Source organism: Paracoccus sp. NSM (assembly GCF_052379855.1).
Classification (GTDB): Bacteria; Pseudomonadota; Alphaproteobacteria; order Rhodobacterales; family Rhodobacteraceae; genus Paracoccus.
The window spans coordinates 1-15,053 of sequence record NZ_JBQTCG010000013.1 but is presented as its reverse complement, the minus strand read 5'-3'; the positions used below and the strand labels follow the sequence as shown (position 1 = coordinate 15,053).

16 protein-coding genes are annotated in these 15,053 nt (G+C 66.0%); 6 read left to right on the top strand and 10 right to left on the bottom strand.

Annotated features, from left to right (window positions below):
• Positions 1 to 32: 32 nt before the first annotated feature.
• From ACTZWU_RS14620 to ACTZWU_RS14610, 3 genes are read right to left on the bottom strand one after another with little or no spacing between them, the layout of a single operon-like run.
• The gene (locus ACTZWU_RS14620) at positions 33 to 689 is read right to left on the bottom strand and encodes an alpha/beta hydrolase (protein ID WP_444738096.1); all 657 of its coding nucleotides are present in this window, start codon (positions 687 to 689) and stop codon (positions 33 to 35) included.
• On the bottom strand, positions 686 to 1,312 hold the full coding sequence (locus ACTZWU_RS14615) for a DNA-3-methyladenine glycosylase family protein (RefSeq protein ID WP_444738095.1): 627 nt from the start codon (positions 1,310 to 1,312) through the stop codon (positions 686 to 688). The genes ACTZWU_RS14620 and ACTZWU_RS14615 overlap by 4 nt, the downstream gene beginning before the upstream one ends.
• A 3-nt stretch (positions 1,313 to 1,315) precedes the next feature.
• Positions 1,316 to 1,939 carry a GntR family transcriptional regulator gene (locus ACTZWU_RS14610; protein ID WP_444738094.1) on the bottom strand — a complete coding sequence of 208 codons (624 nt, stop codon included), beginning with the start codon at positions 1,937 to 1,939 and terminating at the stop codon, positions 1,316 to 1,318.
• Between the two features lie 64 nt (positions 1,940 to 2,003).
• On the opposite strand from ACTZWU_RS14610, the gene ACTZWU_RS14605 reads away from it, so the two are divergent.
• From ACTZWU_RS14605 to ilvD, 4 genes are all read left to right on the top strand, one after another.
• Positions 2,004 to 2,690 carry a pyrimidine 5'-nucleotidase gene (locus ACTZWU_RS14605; protein ID WP_444738093.1) on the top strand — a complete coding sequence of 229 codons (687 nt, stop codon included), beginning with the start codon at positions 2,004 to 2,006 and terminating at the stop codon, positions 2,688 to 2,690.
• Positions 2,691 to 2,733: 43 nt separating this feature from the next.
• Positions 2,734 to 2,925, top strand: coding sequence for a hypothetical protein (locus ACTZWU_RS14600; RefSeq protein WP_444738092.1), 192 nt, complete (start codon positions 2,734 to 2,736; stop codon positions 2,923 to 2,925).
• A 15-nt stretch (positions 2,926 to 2,940) separates the two neighbouring features.
• The gene (locus ACTZWU_RS14595) at positions 2,941 to 4,140 is read left to right on the top strand and encodes a UbiH/UbiF family hydroxylase (RefSeq protein ID WP_444738091.1); all 1,200 of its coding nucleotides are present in this window, start codon (positions 2,941 to 2,943) and stop codon (positions 4,138 to 4,140) included.
• A gap of 183 nt (positions 4,141 to 4,323) precedes the next feature.
• A complete protein-coding gene (ilvD, locus tag ACTZWU_RS14590) occupies positions 4,324 to 6,162 on the top strand; it encodes a dihydroxy-acid dehydratase (RefSeq protein ID WP_444738090.1) in 1,839 nt (612 codons plus the stop codon).
• A gap of 72 nt (positions 6,163 to 6,234) precedes the next feature.
• Here ilvD and ettA read toward each other — a convergent pair whose 3' ends face one another.
• The 3 genes from ettA to rimO are packed head-to-tail and all read right to left on the bottom strand — an operon-like array spanning position 6,235 to position 10,205.
• Positions 6,235 to 7,890, bottom strand: a complete 1,656-nt coding sequence (ettA, locus tag ACTZWU_RS14585; RefSeq protein ID WP_444738089.1) for an energy-dependent translational throttle protein EttA — start codon at positions 7,888 to 7,890, stop codon at positions 6,235 to 6,237.
• A 55-nt stretch (positions 7,891 to 7,945) separates the two neighbouring features.
• On the bottom strand, positions 7,946 to 8,863 hold the full coding sequence (locus ACTZWU_RS14580; protein WP_444738088.1) for a sulfotransferase family protein: 918 nt from the start codon (positions 8,861 to 8,863) through the stop codon (positions 7,946 to 7,948).
• Positions 8,838 to 10,205 (bottom strand): 30S ribosomal protein S12 methylthiotransferase RimO, encoded by a 1,368-nt coding sequence (rimO, locus tag ACTZWU_RS14575; RefSeq protein WP_444738087.1) that lies wholly within the window; start codon positions 10,203 to 10,205, stop codon positions 8,838 to 8,840. The genes ACTZWU_RS14580 and rimO overlap by 26 nt, the downstream gene beginning before the upstream one ends.
• Positions 10,206 to 10,437: 232 nt before the next feature.
• On the opposite strand from rimO, the gene ACTZWU_RS14570 reads away from it, so the two are divergent.
• The gene (locus ACTZWU_RS14570; RefSeq protein ID WP_444738086.1) at positions 10,438 to 10,920 is read left to right on the top strand and encodes a hypothetical protein; all 483 of its coding nucleotides are present in this window, start codon (positions 10,438 to 10,440) and stop codon (positions 10,918 to 10,920) included.
• Here the strand turns inward: ACTZWU_RS14570 and ACTZWU_RS14565 are convergent.
• The 3 genes from ACTZWU_RS14565 to ACTZWU_RS14555 all read right to left on the bottom strand — a co-directional run bounded on the left by ACTZWU_RS14565 (position 10,917) and on the right by ACTZWU_RS14555 (position 13,946).
• Complete coding sequence (locus tag ACTZWU_RS14565; protein ID WP_304617448.1) at positions 10,917 to 11,678, bottom strand: ABC transporter permease; 762 nt, start codon at positions 11,676 to 11,678, stop codon at positions 10,917 to 10,919. The genes ACTZWU_RS14570 and ACTZWU_RS14565 overlap by 4 nt on opposite strands.
• Before the next feature lie 5 nt (positions 11,679 to 11,683).
• Positions 11,684 to 12,613, bottom strand: a complete 930-nt coding sequence (locus ACTZWU_RS14560; RefSeq protein ID WP_444738085.1) for an ABC transporter ATP-binding protein — start codon at positions 12,611 to 12,613, stop codon at positions 11,684 to 11,686.
• Positions 12,614 to 12,677: 64 nt separating this feature from the next.
• Positions 12,678 to 13,946 carry a 4-aminobutyrate--2-oxoglutarate transaminase gene (locus ACTZWU_RS14555; protein ID WP_444738084.1) on the bottom strand — a complete coding sequence of 423 codons (1,269 nt, stop codon included), beginning with the start codon at positions 13,944 to 13,946 and terminating at the stop codon, positions 12,678 to 12,680.
• A 124-nt stretch (positions 13,947 to 14,070) separates the two neighbouring features.
• Here ACTZWU_RS14555 and ACTZWU_RS14550 point away from each other — a divergent pair, with 124 nt between their 5' ends.
• Complete coding sequence (locus tag ACTZWU_RS14550) at positions 14,071 to 14,481, top strand: META domain-containing protein (protein WP_444738083.1); 411 nt, start codon at positions 14,071 to 14,073, stop codon at positions 14,479 to 14,481.
• Positions 14,482 to 14,718: 237 nt separating this feature from the next.
• On the opposite strand, the gene ACTZWU_RS14545 is transcribed toward ACTZWU_RS14550, so the two are convergent.
• Positions 14,719 to 15,053: hypothetical protein (locus tag ACTZWU_RS14545; protein ID WP_444738082.1), on the bottom strand; the 335-nt coding region annotated here is incomplete at its 5' end.

Sequence of the window (15,053 nt, the reverse complement as noted above, 5' to 3'; positions counted from 1 at the left end):
CAGGGCGGGCCCTGGCGATGGCAAGCCGGCTGTCAGGCGCCGAGGCGGTCGCGGATGAAGGCCAGGGCCACGGACAGCCCGTCGGGCGAGATGCCGTGACCGGTTCCCTTCATCACATGGCCATAGACCGTGAAGCCTGCGGCCATCAGCGCGTTTCCGGCCAGGCCCATATCCTCGAACGGGACCATCTGATCCTCGTCGCCGTGAACCAGCAGGACGGGCGGCTTGACAAGAGCCTCGGTCTCCAGCGTCTCGGGCGACAGAAGCCGCCCCGAGAAGCCGACGATCCCGGCTACTTCCTTGTCGCGGCGCGGCGCGACATGCAGCGCCATCATCGTGCCCTGGCTGAACCCGACCAGCACCAGACGGTTCGCGGGCAGCCCCTCATCCTTGAGCACGCTGTCGATATAGGCGTCCAGCATCCCCACCGAGCGCATCATCGAGGATCGCGCGTCCCCCTCGGACGAACCGTCGAGCCAGGGGATCGGAAACCACTGATAGCCCATCGGATTGTTCCGGCAGGGCTCGGGCGCGTTCGGCGCAAAGAAGGCCGTGCGCGGCAGATGCGGCGCCAGCGGATCGGCCAGACCCAGCAGGTCGTCGCCATCCGCACCATAGCCGTGCAGGAAGATCACCGCCGAATCCGCCTGTTGCGGACCCTTGCGGGCGGATGTCAGTCGGTCGGTCATGTCACTCCCTCGCGGCCTTTGGCCAGCCGGTAATAGGCCCAGAGCCCCCGCGCCGCAACCGCCCGCCAGGGCCGCCACGGTTCGGCCAGCACCCGTAGCGCGGTGGGGCCGGGCCGTTCGGGCAGGGTGTAAAGCAGCCGCGCCCCCTCTTGCAGGGCCAGATCGCCCGCCGCGAAGACATCGGCGCGGCCAAGCGCGAATTTCAGGTAGATCTCGGCGGTCCAGACGCCCACACCGGGCAGGGCGGTCAGCCGGGCAATGGCCTCGTCATCTGGCAGGGCGGACAGCCCGTCCCAATCCAGCCCGGCCTCGGCGATGGCGGCCAGATAGCGCGCCTTGGGGCGCGACAGGCCCGCCGCGCGCAGGTCGTCGGGCGTGGCGGCGCGGATCGCGGCCTCGGACATCAGCCCCGCCGTCTCCAGTCGCGCCCGGATCGAGGCCGCCGCCGCGACCGATATCTGCTGTCCGATGATCGCATCGGCCATCGCGGCGAAACCGGCCTCGCGGCGGCGCAGCGGCAGGGGATCGATCAGGGGCAGGGCCTTGGCCCAGACCGGACAGATGCGCGCCAGATGGGCGGCGCCTTCGGCCAGATCGGCCTCGGTCTGGATCAGCCGGATCACGCCCTAGCCATGGGCCTGGGCTTCCAGCTTCAGCCGCGTCTCCCACGCCATCGAGATATGCTGCCGCAGCGCCTTGTCCGCGGCCGCCCCGTCGCCCGAGGCGATCGCATCGACGATGCGGGCATGTTCGGACAGGGCCGCCGCGCTGCGTCCCTCGGCGGCCAGCGAGGTCTTTTCCATCAGCGCCATGCTGCGATGGACCAGATCAAGCTGCTGCACCAGATAGCGGTTATGCGAGGCCAGATGGATCTGTCGGTGAAAGCGCCGGTTCGACCGGGCCAGAGCCTCGGGGTCGTGCTGGTTCTGGCGGTCTTCCTCGACCATCTGGCTGAGGACGCGCACCTCTTCGGGGCTGGCATGGCGGGCGGCAAGGCGGGCGGCCAGCGCCTCAAGCTCGGCGCGCACGACGTAAAGCTCGGCCAGCTGGTTGTGATCCAGCGAGGCGATGATCAGGCTGCGCCCGTCGCGGACCAGCATGGCCTGCGTTTCCAGCCGTTGCAGCGCCTCGCGCACAGGCGTGCGGCTGACGCCGAAACGGTCGGCCAGCTCGGATTCGACCAGCCGGTCGCCGGGGCGATAGGTGCCGCTTTCGATCGCGGTCAGGATCAGGGAATAGGCGTCCTTCATCGCGCCACGATTGGCCGCGGCGGCGCGAATTGCAAGCGCGGCGGCGCGGCGTTATGTCGGGCAAATGGATTTTTCGCATGTTCGCGTCTGGATCTTCGATCTGGACAATACGCTCTACCCGCCCGAGGCCCAGCTTTTCGCCCAGATCGAGCGGCGGATGACGGCCTACATGATGCGCGTCCTTGGCGTGCCCGAGGGCGATGCCGACCGGCTGCGCGCGGAATACTGGCGGCTGCATGGCACGACGCTGGCGGGGCTGATGGCCGAACACCGGGTCGATCCGGGCCATTACCTCAGCGACGTGCACGACATCGACTTTTCGGTGCTGCGCCCGGATGCGGCTTTGGCCGATGCCATCGCGGCCCTGCCGGGGCGGCGGATCATCCACACCAATGGCGACGCGGCCTATGCCCGCCGCGTTCTGGCCGCGCGAGGGCTGGAAAGCGACCTGTTCGAGGCCGTCTATGGCATCGAGGAAACCAATTTCCGCCCCAAGCCGCGCCCCGAGGCCTTTCACAGCGTTCTGGACGCCGCCCGGATCAACCCGCGCGAGGCAGCCTTTTTCGAGGATGATCCCCGCAATCTGGCCGTGCCGCACGCGCTTGGGATGCGGACGGTTCTGGTCGGGCAGGGCTTCGACGGCCCCGAGCCGATCCTGCGGGGCACGCCCGCGCCCGCCCATGTCCAGCACCAGACCGACGATCTGGCCGCGTTCCTTGGTCGCATTGCAACCGGTCCTGCGACGGGCTAACTGGAACCGGAACGCGCGCAACTTGTTCGAGGATACCGAAGCAATGACTGCGCATGACAACACCGATCTTTCCAACCGCGCCGCTTTTGGCCTGATTCTGGCGGTTCTGGCCGTTCTGGGCGCGCTTGTCGCGGCCTGCATCGCGCTGTTCGGCGCTGCGGGGTTGGGGATTTTCGGGCTGGTGGCGACTTTCCTGGTCTTTGGCGTCATGCTGGCCTTCACCGCCGGGAATTGACGACAGGAGCCCACCTTGCCCGCACCAGTCTTCGAAGATGTCGATATCCTTGTGTCGGGCGGCGGCATTGCCGGGCTGATCGCTGCGGCGGCCTTCGGGGCCGAGGGTTTCTCGACCCTCTGCATAGACCCGGCCCCGCCGGTGACGAACGAGGCCGACGAGGGCGCCGATCTGCGGACCACCGCGATCCTGACGCCCTCGGTCACGCTGTTGCAGCGGATCGGGCTATGGGACCGGCTGGCGCCCCATGCCACGCCCCTGCAGGTGATGCGGATCGTCGATGCGGGCGGCGCCGAGCCCCGCGCACGGCTGACCCGCGACTTCGACGCGGCCGAGATCGGCGATCAGCCCTTTGGCTGGAACCTTCCGAACTGGCTGTTGCGCCGCGAGATTGTCGCGCGGCTGGAATCGCTGCAATGCGTGCGGTTTCAGTCGCGCATCGGCACGGCCTCGGTCCTGACCCGCGACGAGGGGGCGATCGTCACCCTGTCGGATGGCCGACGGCTGCGCGCGCGCCTGCTGATCGGGGCGGATGGCCGCGATTCGCCGGTGCGGCAGGCGCTTGGCATCGGCGCGCGGCGGCTGCGCTATGGCCAGAAGGCGCTGGCCTTCGCGGTGGCGCATGAATTCCCGCACAACAACGTCTCGACCGAGGTGCATCGCTCGGGCGGGCCGTTTACGCTGGTGCCGCTGCCCGACCGCGAGGGGCGCCCCTGCTCCGCCGTCGTCTGGATGGAGAACGGCCGCGAGACCGCCCGCCTGCGCGCCCTGCCGCCCGAGGCGTTCGAGGCCGAACTGAACGCGCGCTCGGCCGGGGTGCTGGGGCATCTGCGGCTGGCCACCCGGCTGACGGAATGGCCGATCATCAGCCAGATCGCCGACCGCTTCACCGCGCCGCGCACCGCGCTGATCGCCGAGGCCGCGCATGTCGTCCCGCCCATCGGCGCGCAGGGGCTGAACATGAGCCTTGCCGATCTGGCGCTGCTGGTAGAGCTGAACCGCAGCGATCCGGGCAATGCGGCGGCGCTCGCGCGCTATGAGCGCGCACGCCGCCCCGAGGCGATGGCCCGTCTGCTGGGCATCGACGCGCTGAACCGCGCGAGCCAGGCCAGCCTGCGCCCCTTGCGCGACCTGCGCGCGGCGGCACTGGGCGGGCTTTACGGCGTGGCGCCTGTCCGGCGGCTCATGATGCGCGCGGGTCTGGGGTTGCGCTGACCGAAAGCGGGCCTTTTGCGTCCCGCGAAGCCCCGGGGGGCTGCACCCCCCGGACCCCCCGCAGGGCGCGCGATGCCGCATTGTTGCATGGGCGACATAAAACATCGTGAATAGCCGCCTGAGGGCAATTTCCTTCCGCTGAAATGGATGCTAAACGCGACTGCCAGCAACAGGAGATGACCCATGCCCGCCTATCGTTCCCGCACCACCACCCATGGCCGCAACATGGCCGGCGCGCGTGGCTTGTGGCGCGCGACAGGCGTGAAGGACAGCGATTTCGGCAAGCCGATCATCGCCATCGTCAACAGCTTCACCCAGTTCGTGCCGGGCCATGTCCACCTGAAGGATCTGGGCCAGATGGTCGCCCGCGAGGTCGAGGCCGCAGGCGGTATCGCCAAGGAATTCAACACCATCGCCGTCGATGACGGGATCGCGATGGGCCATGATGGGATGCTCTATTCGCTGCCCTCGCGCGAGATCATCGCCGACAGCGTGGAATACATGGTCAACGCCCATTGCGCCGACGCGATGGTCTGCATCAGCAATTGCGACAAGATCACGCCGGGCATGCTGATGGCGGCGCTGCGTCTGAACATTCCGGTCGTCTTCGTCTCGGGCGGGCCGATGGAGGCGGGCAAGGTCGTGCTGAAGGACGGCACCGTCAAGGCGCTGGACCTGGTCGATGCGATGGTCGCTGCCGCCGATGATTCGGTCAGTGACGAGGACGTGTCCGCCATCGAGCAGGAAGCCTGCCCGACCTGCGGTTCCTGTTCGGGGATGTTCACGGCCAATTCGATGAACTGCCTGACCGAGGCGCTTGGCCTGTCGCTGCCGGGCAACGGCTCGACCCTGGCGACCCATGCCGACCGCAAGCAGCTGTTCCTGCGCGCCGGTCGTCTGATCGTCGATCTGGCGAAACGCTATTACGAGGGCGACGACGCCTCGGTCCTGCCGCGCAGCGTGGCCAGCTTCCGCGCCTTCGAGAACGCGATCACGCTGGACATCGCGATGGGCGGTTCGACCAATACCGTCCTGCACCTGCTGGCCGCTGCGCATGAGGCGGGCGTCGATTTCACCATGTCCGACATCGACCGCCTGTCGCGCAAGGTGCCTGTCCTGTGCAAGGTCGCGCCCGCCAAATCGGATGTCCACATGGAGGATGTCCACCGCGCGGGCGGCATCATGGCGATCCTGGGCGAGCTGGACCGCGCGGGCCTGCTGCATACCGACGTGCCTTGCGTCCATTCGCCCAGCATGGGCGAGGCGCTGGCGAAATGGGACATCAAGCGCAGCGACGATGCCGAGGTTCATCATTTCTTCAGCGCGGCACCGGGCGGCGTGCGGACGCAGACAGCATTCTCGCAGGATCGCCGCTATGAGAGCGTTGACCTCGACCGCGAGAAGGGCGTGATCCGCAGCGCCGAACACGCCTTCAGCAAGGATGGCGGCCTCGCGGTGCTGTATGGCAACCTGGCCGAGGATGGCTGTATCGTGAAGACGGCGGGGGTCGATGAATCGGTCCTGACCTTCGAGGGGCCGGCGCATATCTTCGAAAGCCAGGATGACAGCGTCAGCGCCATTCTGACCGGCAAGGTCAAGCCCGGCGAGGTCGTTCTGATCCGATACGAAGGCCCGCGCGGCGGTCCCGGTATGCAAGAGATGCTGTATCCGACCAGCTACCTGAAATCCAAGGGCCTGGGCGCCGCCTGCGCGCTGGTGACGGACGGCCGCTTCTCGGGCGGCTCGTCGGGCCTGTCGATCGGCCATGTCTCGCCCGAGGCGGCCGAAGGCGGCACGATCGGTCTGGTCGAGCAGGGCGACCTGATCCGCATCGACATTCCGAACCGCACCATCGAACTGGTCGTGGATGACGCCACGCTGGCCGCCCGCCGCGCCGCGCGCGAGGCCCTGGGCTGGAAGCCCGCCAAGCCGCGCAAGCGCAAGATCACCACGGCGCTGCGCGCCTATGCCTCGATGACGACCAGCGCCGCCAAGGGTGCGGTCCGCGTGGTGCCCGAATAAGTCGGGGATCATCCGCCCCGAAACGCAAAACGCCGCCCTTCGGGGCGGCGTTTCCGTTTGTCGCGCTGCGGTTCAGCGGGTGAATTTCTTGTATTTCACGCGCTTCGGTTCGACCGAATCCGGGCCGAGGCGACGGATCTTGTCTTCCTCGTAGGCCTGGAAGTTGCCCTCGAACCATTCGACATGGGCATCGCCTTCGAACGCCAGAATATGCGTGCAGAGACGGTCGAGGAAGAAGCGGTCGTGCGAGATGATGACCGCGCAGCCCGCGAAGTCTTCCAGCGCGGCCTCCAGCGCCTGCAGCGTTTCCACGTCAAGATCGTTGGTCGGTTCGTCCAGCAGCAGAACGTTTCCGCCCGACTTCAGCAGCTTGGCCATGTGGACGCGGTTGCGTTCCCCGCCCGAAAGCTGGCCGACCTTCTTCTGCTGGTCGCCGCCCTTGAAGTTGAAGGCCGAGCAATAGGCCCGGCTGTTCATCTGCGCGTCGCCCAGAACGATCTGCTCGGCGCCGCCGCTGATTTCCTCCCACACCGTGGCATTGGGGTCCAGCGCGTCGCGCGACTGGTCCACATAGGACAGTTGTACCGTGTCGCCGAAGGTGATCGTGCCGGCATCCGGCGTCTCGTTGCCGGTCAGCATGCGGAACAGCGTGGACTTGCCCGCGCCGTTCGGACCGATCACGCCGACGATGCCGCCGGGCGGCAGGCTGAAGGTCAGATCCTCGATCAGAAGCTTGTCGCCCATGGCCTTTTTCAGGCCCTCGACCTCGATCACCTTGTTGCCGAGACGCTCGCCGTTCGGGATGATGATCTGGGCGCGCGCCAGCTTTTCACGTTCGGACTGGCTGGCCATCTCGTTATAGGCGTTGATCCGGGCCTTGGACTTGGCCTGCCGGGCCTTGGCGCCGGCGCGGATCCATTCCAGTTCGCGTTCCAGAACCTTCTGCTTGGACTTGTCCTCGCGGGCTTCCTGCTCCAGCCGCTTGGCCTTCTGTTCCAGCCAGGCCGAGTAATTCCCCTCGTAGGGGATGCCACGGCCGCGATCCAGTTCGAGGATCCAGCTGGTGATGTCGTCGAGGAAATAGCGGTCGTGCGTCACCGTCAGGATCGTGCCCTGATATTCGATCAGGTGCTTTTGCAGCCAGGCGATGGTTTCCGCGTCGAGGTGGTTGGTCGGTTCGTCCAGAAGCAGCATGTCGGGCGCTTCCAGCAGCAGCTTGCACAGCGCGACGCGGCGGCGTTCACCGCCCGACAGGGTCGTCACGTCGGCATCGTCGGGCGGGCAGCGCAGGGCCTCCATCGCGACGTCGATCTGGCTGTCCAGATCCCAGAGGTTCTCGGCGTCGATCTGGTCCTGCAGGGCGGCCATCTCGTCGGCGGTCTCGTCCGAGTAGTTCATCGCCAGATCGTTGTAGCGATCCAGAATGGCCTTCTTCGCCGCGACGCCCAGCATCACGTTGCCGCGCACATCGAGGCTTTCGTCAAGCTGAGGCTCTTGCGGCAGATAGCCGACGGTCGCGCCTTTGGCGGCCCAGGCCTCGCCGGTGAAATCCTTGTCCCAGCCCGCCATCACGCGCAGCAGGGTCGATTTCCCCGCGCCGTTGACGCCCACGACGCCGATCTTGACGCCGGGCAGAAAGTTCAGGCGGATATTCTCGAACACCTTCTTGCCGCCGGGATAGGTCTTGGACACGCCGTCCATGTGGTAGACGAACTGATAGGACGCCATCGGGAACTCCTGTGAATTTGGCGTCTTTTAGGCGATTCCGGCGGCCGGGAAAAGGTCAGCGGAGATCGGCGGCGAAATCGTCGCCCAGGATCTGCCGGATCGCGCGGATCTGGGGGGCCATCCGTTCCTCCAGCGCTTCGACCGCCTCGGGCGGGGGCATGAGGCCCGGGGCGTTCGCAAAGACCTTCTGGTTCATGTTGGTGTAGAAACAGGGGCCGATGCCCAGATGGGCCTCGACCGCGTCCATGACGGCGCCGGGATTGCTGGCGATGCGGCCGAAGGGCAGGACCAGCATGTCGGGATAGCGCGCCAGCCAGCGCGGCAGATAGGTCGCGTAATCGCCCCGGTCGAACAGGACCGGATTGGCGATCTCGGCCATCCATTCGTTCAGCGTCGCGGGATTGCGTTTCTCGCGGCGCAGGTTCATGCGCAATTGCGACACGGCCCGATCGACGGGGTGGCGGATCAGGTAGATCACCTTGGCCCTCGGCAGGAATTGCGCCACCGCGTCCACGCCCTCTTCGGGGAGGGTCGAGTATTCGGGCGTGAAATCCATCGGGATCGCGTGTTCGGGCGCGGGCGCGAAGACACGCTTGTACCATTGGTTGTGGAACATCTTGCCGCTGGTGATCGCGGTCAGGTATTCGTCCAGCGCCGGTTCCAGATCGACCTTTCGCATCTGGTGGCGGTCGCGGATCTCCTGCGGCTTGTTGCGGTAATGCCAGCCGATCCAGCGCCGGTGTTCGGGAATGTGCAGGTGGTTGAAATACTGCACCTCCTTGAAGGGCGGGATCCAGACCTGCGGATGCTGGCCCAACATCTGCGCCAGCCAGCTGGTCCCGGCCTTTTGCGCGCCGATGCACAGCGCGCCGGGTTTTCTGGGCTTGCCCTCGGGGTCGAAGGCCGGGCTGATCGCCAGCACCGTCAGAAGCCGCGCCATCGTGGCGTCAGTCGCGTCGTCCCCAGAGGTCATATTCGCCTGCCTCGTCCACAATCACGGACAGCATATCGCCGGGTTTCAGGCCGTCAAACCCCTCATCGATAAAGAGGTTGCCATCGATTTCGGGGGCGTCGGCCTTGGTGCGGCAGGTGGCGCCGTCCTGATCGACCTCGTCCACGATGACCTGAAGGCGCTGGCCTACCTTGGCGGCCAGTTTCGCGGCGCTGATCGCCTGTGCCTTTTCCATGAAGCGGTCATAGCGGTCCTGCTTGACCTCGGGTGCGACATGGTCGGGCAGGTCATTGGCGCGGGCGCCCTTGACGTTTTCGTATTGGAAGGCGCCGACGCGGTCCAGCTGCGCCTCGTCCAGCCAGTCCAGCAGGGTCTGAAACTCGGCCTCGGTCTCGCCGGGGTAGCCGACGATGAAGGTCGAACGCAGCGTGATCTCGGGGCAGATCGCGCGCCAGGCGGCGATCTCGTCCAGCGTTTTCGCCGCAGCCGCCGGTCGGGCCATGCGCTTCAGAACGTCCGGGTGGGCGTGCTGGAACGGGATGTCCATGTAGGGCAGCACCAGCCCATCAGCCATCAGCGGGATCAGGTCGCGCACATGCGGATAGGGATAGACATAGTGCAACCGCACCCAGGCGCCCAGACTGCCCAGATCGCGGGCCAGATCGGTGATATGGGCGCGATGCCCCCGGTCGGTCGCGTGTTTCAGGTCAAGCCCATAGGCGCTGGTGTCCTGAGAGATCACCAGAAGCTCGCGCACCCCGGCCTGCACCAGCTTTTCAGCCTCGCGCAGGATCGCATGGGCCGGACGGCTGACCAGACGGCCGCGCATGTCGGGGATGATGCAGAACTTGCACTTGTGATTGCAGCCCTCGGAGATCTTCAGATAGCTGTAATGGCGCGGCGTCAGGCTGACGCCCGAGGCCGGCAGAAGGTCGATGAACGGATCGGGCCGGGGCGGGACCGCGCCATGAACTGCGTCCAGAACCTGTTCATATTGATGGGGCCCCGTCACCGCCAGCACCTTGGGATGCGCGCCGGTGATGTAGTCGGGCTCGGCCCCCAGGCAACCGGTCACGATGACGCGGCCGTTCTCGCGCAGCGCCTCGCCGATGGCATCGAGGCTTTCGGCCTTGGCGCTGTCGAGGAAACCGCAGGTGTTCACGATCACCGCATCCGCGCCTTGATAATCGGCGCTGATCGCGTAGCCCTCGGCCCGCAGGCGCGTCAGGATGCGTTCGCTGTCGACCAGCGCCTTGGGGCAGCCAAGGCTGACCATGCCGATAGTCGGCTGACCCTCGCGGCGGTCATCCGGGATGCGGGCGCGGGCTAGATCGGGGCGAAGATCGGGCGGGTTCTGCTGCATCCGCCGCAGATAAGCGATTCGCCCGCGCGGGAAAAGCCATATCGACGCTTTGAACTAGCGGCGGCGCCCCTTGCGCGCGCGTTGGAACAGCTTGAAGATCGCAAACAGCTTGATCAGGCGGAACATGGCATTTCTCCGTTGTGTCGGGGCTTAACGCAACGAGGCACGCAAGGGTCCCGACGTCGCCGGAACGTGATTTCACCCCCGGCGCGTCCGGCACCATGATCGCGCCATGACACGCATCCTCGCCCTTGTCCTGTCGCTTGGCGTTCTAACCGGCCCGGCCCTTGCCCAACCTTCGGGCATCCAGCGCAACGGACCCTATATCGACGTCTGGAACCACCGGGGCGGCAATGTCGTCCAGATGCTGCAAACGCGCGAGGATCTGGGCCGCAGCGGCCGCGAGGTGCGTATCCGCGGCTATTGCCGGTCGGCCTGCACGATGCTGATCACGCTGCCGAATGCCTGCCTGGGGCCGCATGCGCGCGTCGGCTTTCACGCGCCCCGGCTGCCCGGCACGCGGATCATTCCGCCGCATGTGGACCAGATCATGGGCAGCACCTATCGCAACGGCATCCGCGACCGCTGGTTCGGAGGCTGGAACCGGTCGATCAACATGCAGGTGATCTCGGCGCGCGATTATGTGCGGCTGGACCCGCAGACGCGGCTCTGCGACAGCCTCGCCACGCACCAGCAGCGCACGCGCGGCAACTAGTCGCGCAGCCGCCAGCCGGTCGCAAAGATCCAGCGGATGATCGCAAGGCAGATCACCACCATCAGCCCGACCGCCGCCAGCGACACGCCCACCGGCACATCGGCCAACCCGAAGAACGACCAGCGCACCCCCGAAATCAGGTAGAGGACCGGGTTCAGCTTGGCCACGGCTTCCCAGAACGGAGGCAGCATGCTGGCCGAGTAGAAGGCCCCGCCCAGAAAGACCAGCGGCATGATGACCATCATCGGCACGATCTGAAGCTGTTCGAAGGACTTGGCCCAAAGCCCGATGATGAAGCCCAGAAGGCTGAAGCCAAGCGCGGACAGGGTCAGGAAGGCCAGCATCCAGAACGGGTGCAGGATATGGACGCCGACAAAGGCAAAGCTGGTCAGCAGGATCACAAGCGCGATCAGCAGCGCCTTGGCGGCGGCGGCACCGACGAAGCCCATCGTGACCTCGACCCAGCCCACGGGCGAGACGAGGTATTCGTAGATCGTGCCGCTGAACTTCGGGAAGTAGATGCCGAAGCTGGCATTGCTGACCGATTGCTGAAGGACGGTCAGCATCATCAGGCCCGGCACGATGAAGGCGCCGTATTCGACCCCCTCGACCGACTGGATGCGCCCGCCGATGGCCGCGCCGAAGACCACGAAATACAGCACCGTGGACAGCACGGGCGAGGCCAGAGACTGCCAGATCGTGCGGAAGAAGCGCATCATCTCGTGGTGGAAGATCGCGCCCACCCCGCGCCAGTTGATGCCGGTCATGCCGCATCCTCCGAAACAAGCGAGAGGAACACGTCCTCGAGGCTGGATTGCCGGGTCGAGACGTCGCGCACGCTGATCCCCTCTGCCGCCAGATCCCCCAGAAGGCGGGCGATGCCGGTGCGGTCGGCGCGTGTGTCGTAGTCGAAGCCCAGCTGCCTGCCGTCATCCGACAGGGTCAGACCACGGCCCGCCAGATCGGCGGGAATGGCCGCAAGCGGCTGGTCCAGTTCGATCGTCAGCGTCTTGCGGCCGAACTCGCCGATCAGTTCGGCAGTCGGGCGGACCAGCAGCAGACGCCCCTTGGCGATGACGCCGATGCGGTCGGCCATCTGCTCGGCCTCTTCCAGGTAATGGGTGGTCAGAATGATCGTCACGCCCTCGCGGCGCAGATCGGCCACGACCTCCCACATCTCGCGGCGCAGCGCGACATCGACGCCCGCCGTCGGCTCGTCCAGGAACAGGACGCGCGGCTGATGGGCCAGTGCCTTGGCGATCAGGACGCGGCGCTTCATGCCGCCCGACAATTCGCGCGTGGCGGCATCGCGCTTGTCCCACAGCGACAGGGCCCGCAGGATGCGTTCGATATAGGCGTCGTCGGGCGGCATGCCGTAGAGGCCGCGCGTGAAGCGGACGCAGTTCATCACCTTCTCGAACGGCTCCAGCGCGATTTCCTGCGGGACCAGCCCGATCAGGCGGCGCGCGGCGCGCCAGTCGGTGCGGATGTCATGGCCGCCGACCCGGACCGTGCCGCCGGTCGGCACCACAAGCCCGCAGATGATCGAGATCATCGTGGTCTTGCCCGCGCCGTTCGGCCCCAAGAGGGCGATGATCTCGCCCTCGTCGATGGACATGCTGACATCGTCCAGCGCCTTGGTGCCGCTGCCATATTGTTTGGAAAGCCGGTCGATCTCGATGATGGCAGCCATGCCGCGCCCTTTCTGAAACCCGAGGGCACATCTATGTCGCCCGACCAAGCTTTACCAGTCGCGCCTAGTTGCGTGCCGCGATCAGCGAGGCTTCCAGCACGTCCAGCGCCTCGTCAAAGACAGGATCGGGGATGGTCAACGGCGCCAGAAAGCGGATCACATTGCCATGAACGCCGCAGGTCAGCAGGATCAGGCCGCGCGCCAGCGCCTCTTCGCGGACGCGGGAGGCGAAATCGGGGGCGGGGCTGTCGGTGCCGGGCAGGTTGAATTCGACCGCGTTCATGAAGCCGGGGCCGCGGATGTCCACGATTTCCGGCACGACGTCGCGGATGCCCGCCAGACGCTGCTTCAGCCGGTTGCCAAGGCGCGTGGCGCGTTCGCAGAGGCCCTCGTCCTCGATCACGTCCAGCACGGCATGGGCGGCCGCGACCGCCAGCGGATTGCCGGCATAGGTGCCGCCCAGCCCGCCGGGATGGGGCGCGTCCATCACCTCGGCCCGGCCGGTCACGGCGCTGATCGGCAGGCCGCCGCCCAGACCCTTGGCCATCGTGACCAGATCGGCCTCGACGTTGTGGTGCTGCATCGCGAACAGCTTGCCGGTGCGGGCAAAGCCGGTCTGCACCTCGTCCGCGATCAGCAGCATCCCATGCGCGTCGCAAAGGCCGCGCAATTCCGCCATGAAACTGGCGGGCGCCTCGTAAAAGCCGCCCTCGCCCTGAACCGGCTCGACGATGATCGCGGCGACGCGGGCGGGTTCCAGATCGGCCTTGAACAGCTGGTGCAGCGCCTTCATCGAATCCTCGGCCGAAACGCCGTGCAGCGGGTTCGGAAAGGGCAGGTGCCAGATATCGGGCATCATCGGCCCGAAGCCCGCTTTGTAGGGCTGGACCTTGCCGGTCAGCGCCATGCCCATGAAGGTGCGCCCGTGGAAACCGCCCGCGAAGCTGATGATGCCGGGGCGGCGGGTGTGGTAGCGGGCGATCTTGATCGCGTTCTCGACCGCCTCGGCGCCGGTCGTGGCAAAGATCGTCTTTTTCGGGAAATCCCCCGGCACCAGCGCGTTCAGCCGTTCCGCCAACGAGACGTAATTCTCGTAGGGCACGACCTGATGGCAGGTATGGGTGAAGCGGTCCAGCTGGGCGCGCACGGCCTCGACGATGCGGGGATGGCGGTGGCCGGTATTCACGACGGCGATGCCCGCGGCAAAGTCGATATAGCGGTTGCCGTCCTTGTCCCAGATCTCGGCGTTTTCGGCGCGCTCGGCATAGATCTGGGTGGTCATCCCCACCCCGCGAGAGATGGCGGCGTTCTTGCGGTCGGTCAGGCTGGACATGGCATGCTCCGTGGTTTGGGACGAATGTCTAGCGGGCGCGGGTGTTTTGCAACTGTTCTCGCGCCTTGCGGCATAGGCCAAGGCGGGGCATCCTGCGGGCGCGGTCCCCGTATCGAGGTTTGCCATGTCCCGCCTGTCCCTGCCGCTTCTGGTCGCCATCGCCGCCCTGCCTGCCTGCCGGATCTCTGATCCCGCGCCCTTCGCGCTGGAAGCGGGCCACAGCTTCGCCGTCACCGCCATCGACGGTCAGCCCGCCCCCGAAGGCGTAACGCTGGAAGTGGTCGAGCCCGGGCGTCTGGCCGGTCAGGCGCCGTGCAACCGCTGGTTCGCCAACTTCAATCAGGACGCCGCCACCCTGCGGATCGGCCCGGCGGGGGCCACGCGCATGGCCTGTCTGGATGATGAAAGGATGAGCGCGGAAAGCGGATTCTTCGCCGCGCTGGAGGCCGTCGATAGCATCGTCGCCGGGCCTGACGGAGAGGTTCTGCTGACCAAGGGCGGCAAGCCGCGCATCACGCTGATGCGGGCGCCCTAGGCGCGCCTCAGCGGTGTGTTTCGATCATTTCCAGAGGTGTTGGGTGACGGATAACTTGTCCATTCGAAATGCGGTAAGTATTTGAAATTATTAAATAAGGATCAATATGAGTGACGCCGTTTTGTCCATTTGTGGCAGAAGTTCTGTCCATTTTGACAAGCGTAGTTGACGGAAAGCACAAAAAAGGCACCGCCAATGGAGCGATGCTAATCCGTTTCTCGATTCCTTGGTCGCAGGCTATTGCGATGACAGCACGGGTATCGCCAACATTGCCACCATGGCCCAAAGCTGGATGGCGAAGTAGATTGATGAGACAAATATCCCAAATCCGAGTGCGACACTGAGCAGGACGCCAGATGTTCGTCCCTTATCAGTGACGCCGGGTGTGATACTGCCAAATATCCAGCTCGCGAGAGCTGCCACACCGATTGCGGTCATGCCGATGCCAAATACAAGCGCTTGGGTAGAACCGGTCGCATCGAAAGTGCGAAGACCAAGAACTCCGATGCCAAACCAACGCCAAATCTTCCAGAGCTCGTCGATGAATTTTCGGGCCGATTGCGCACCGATTT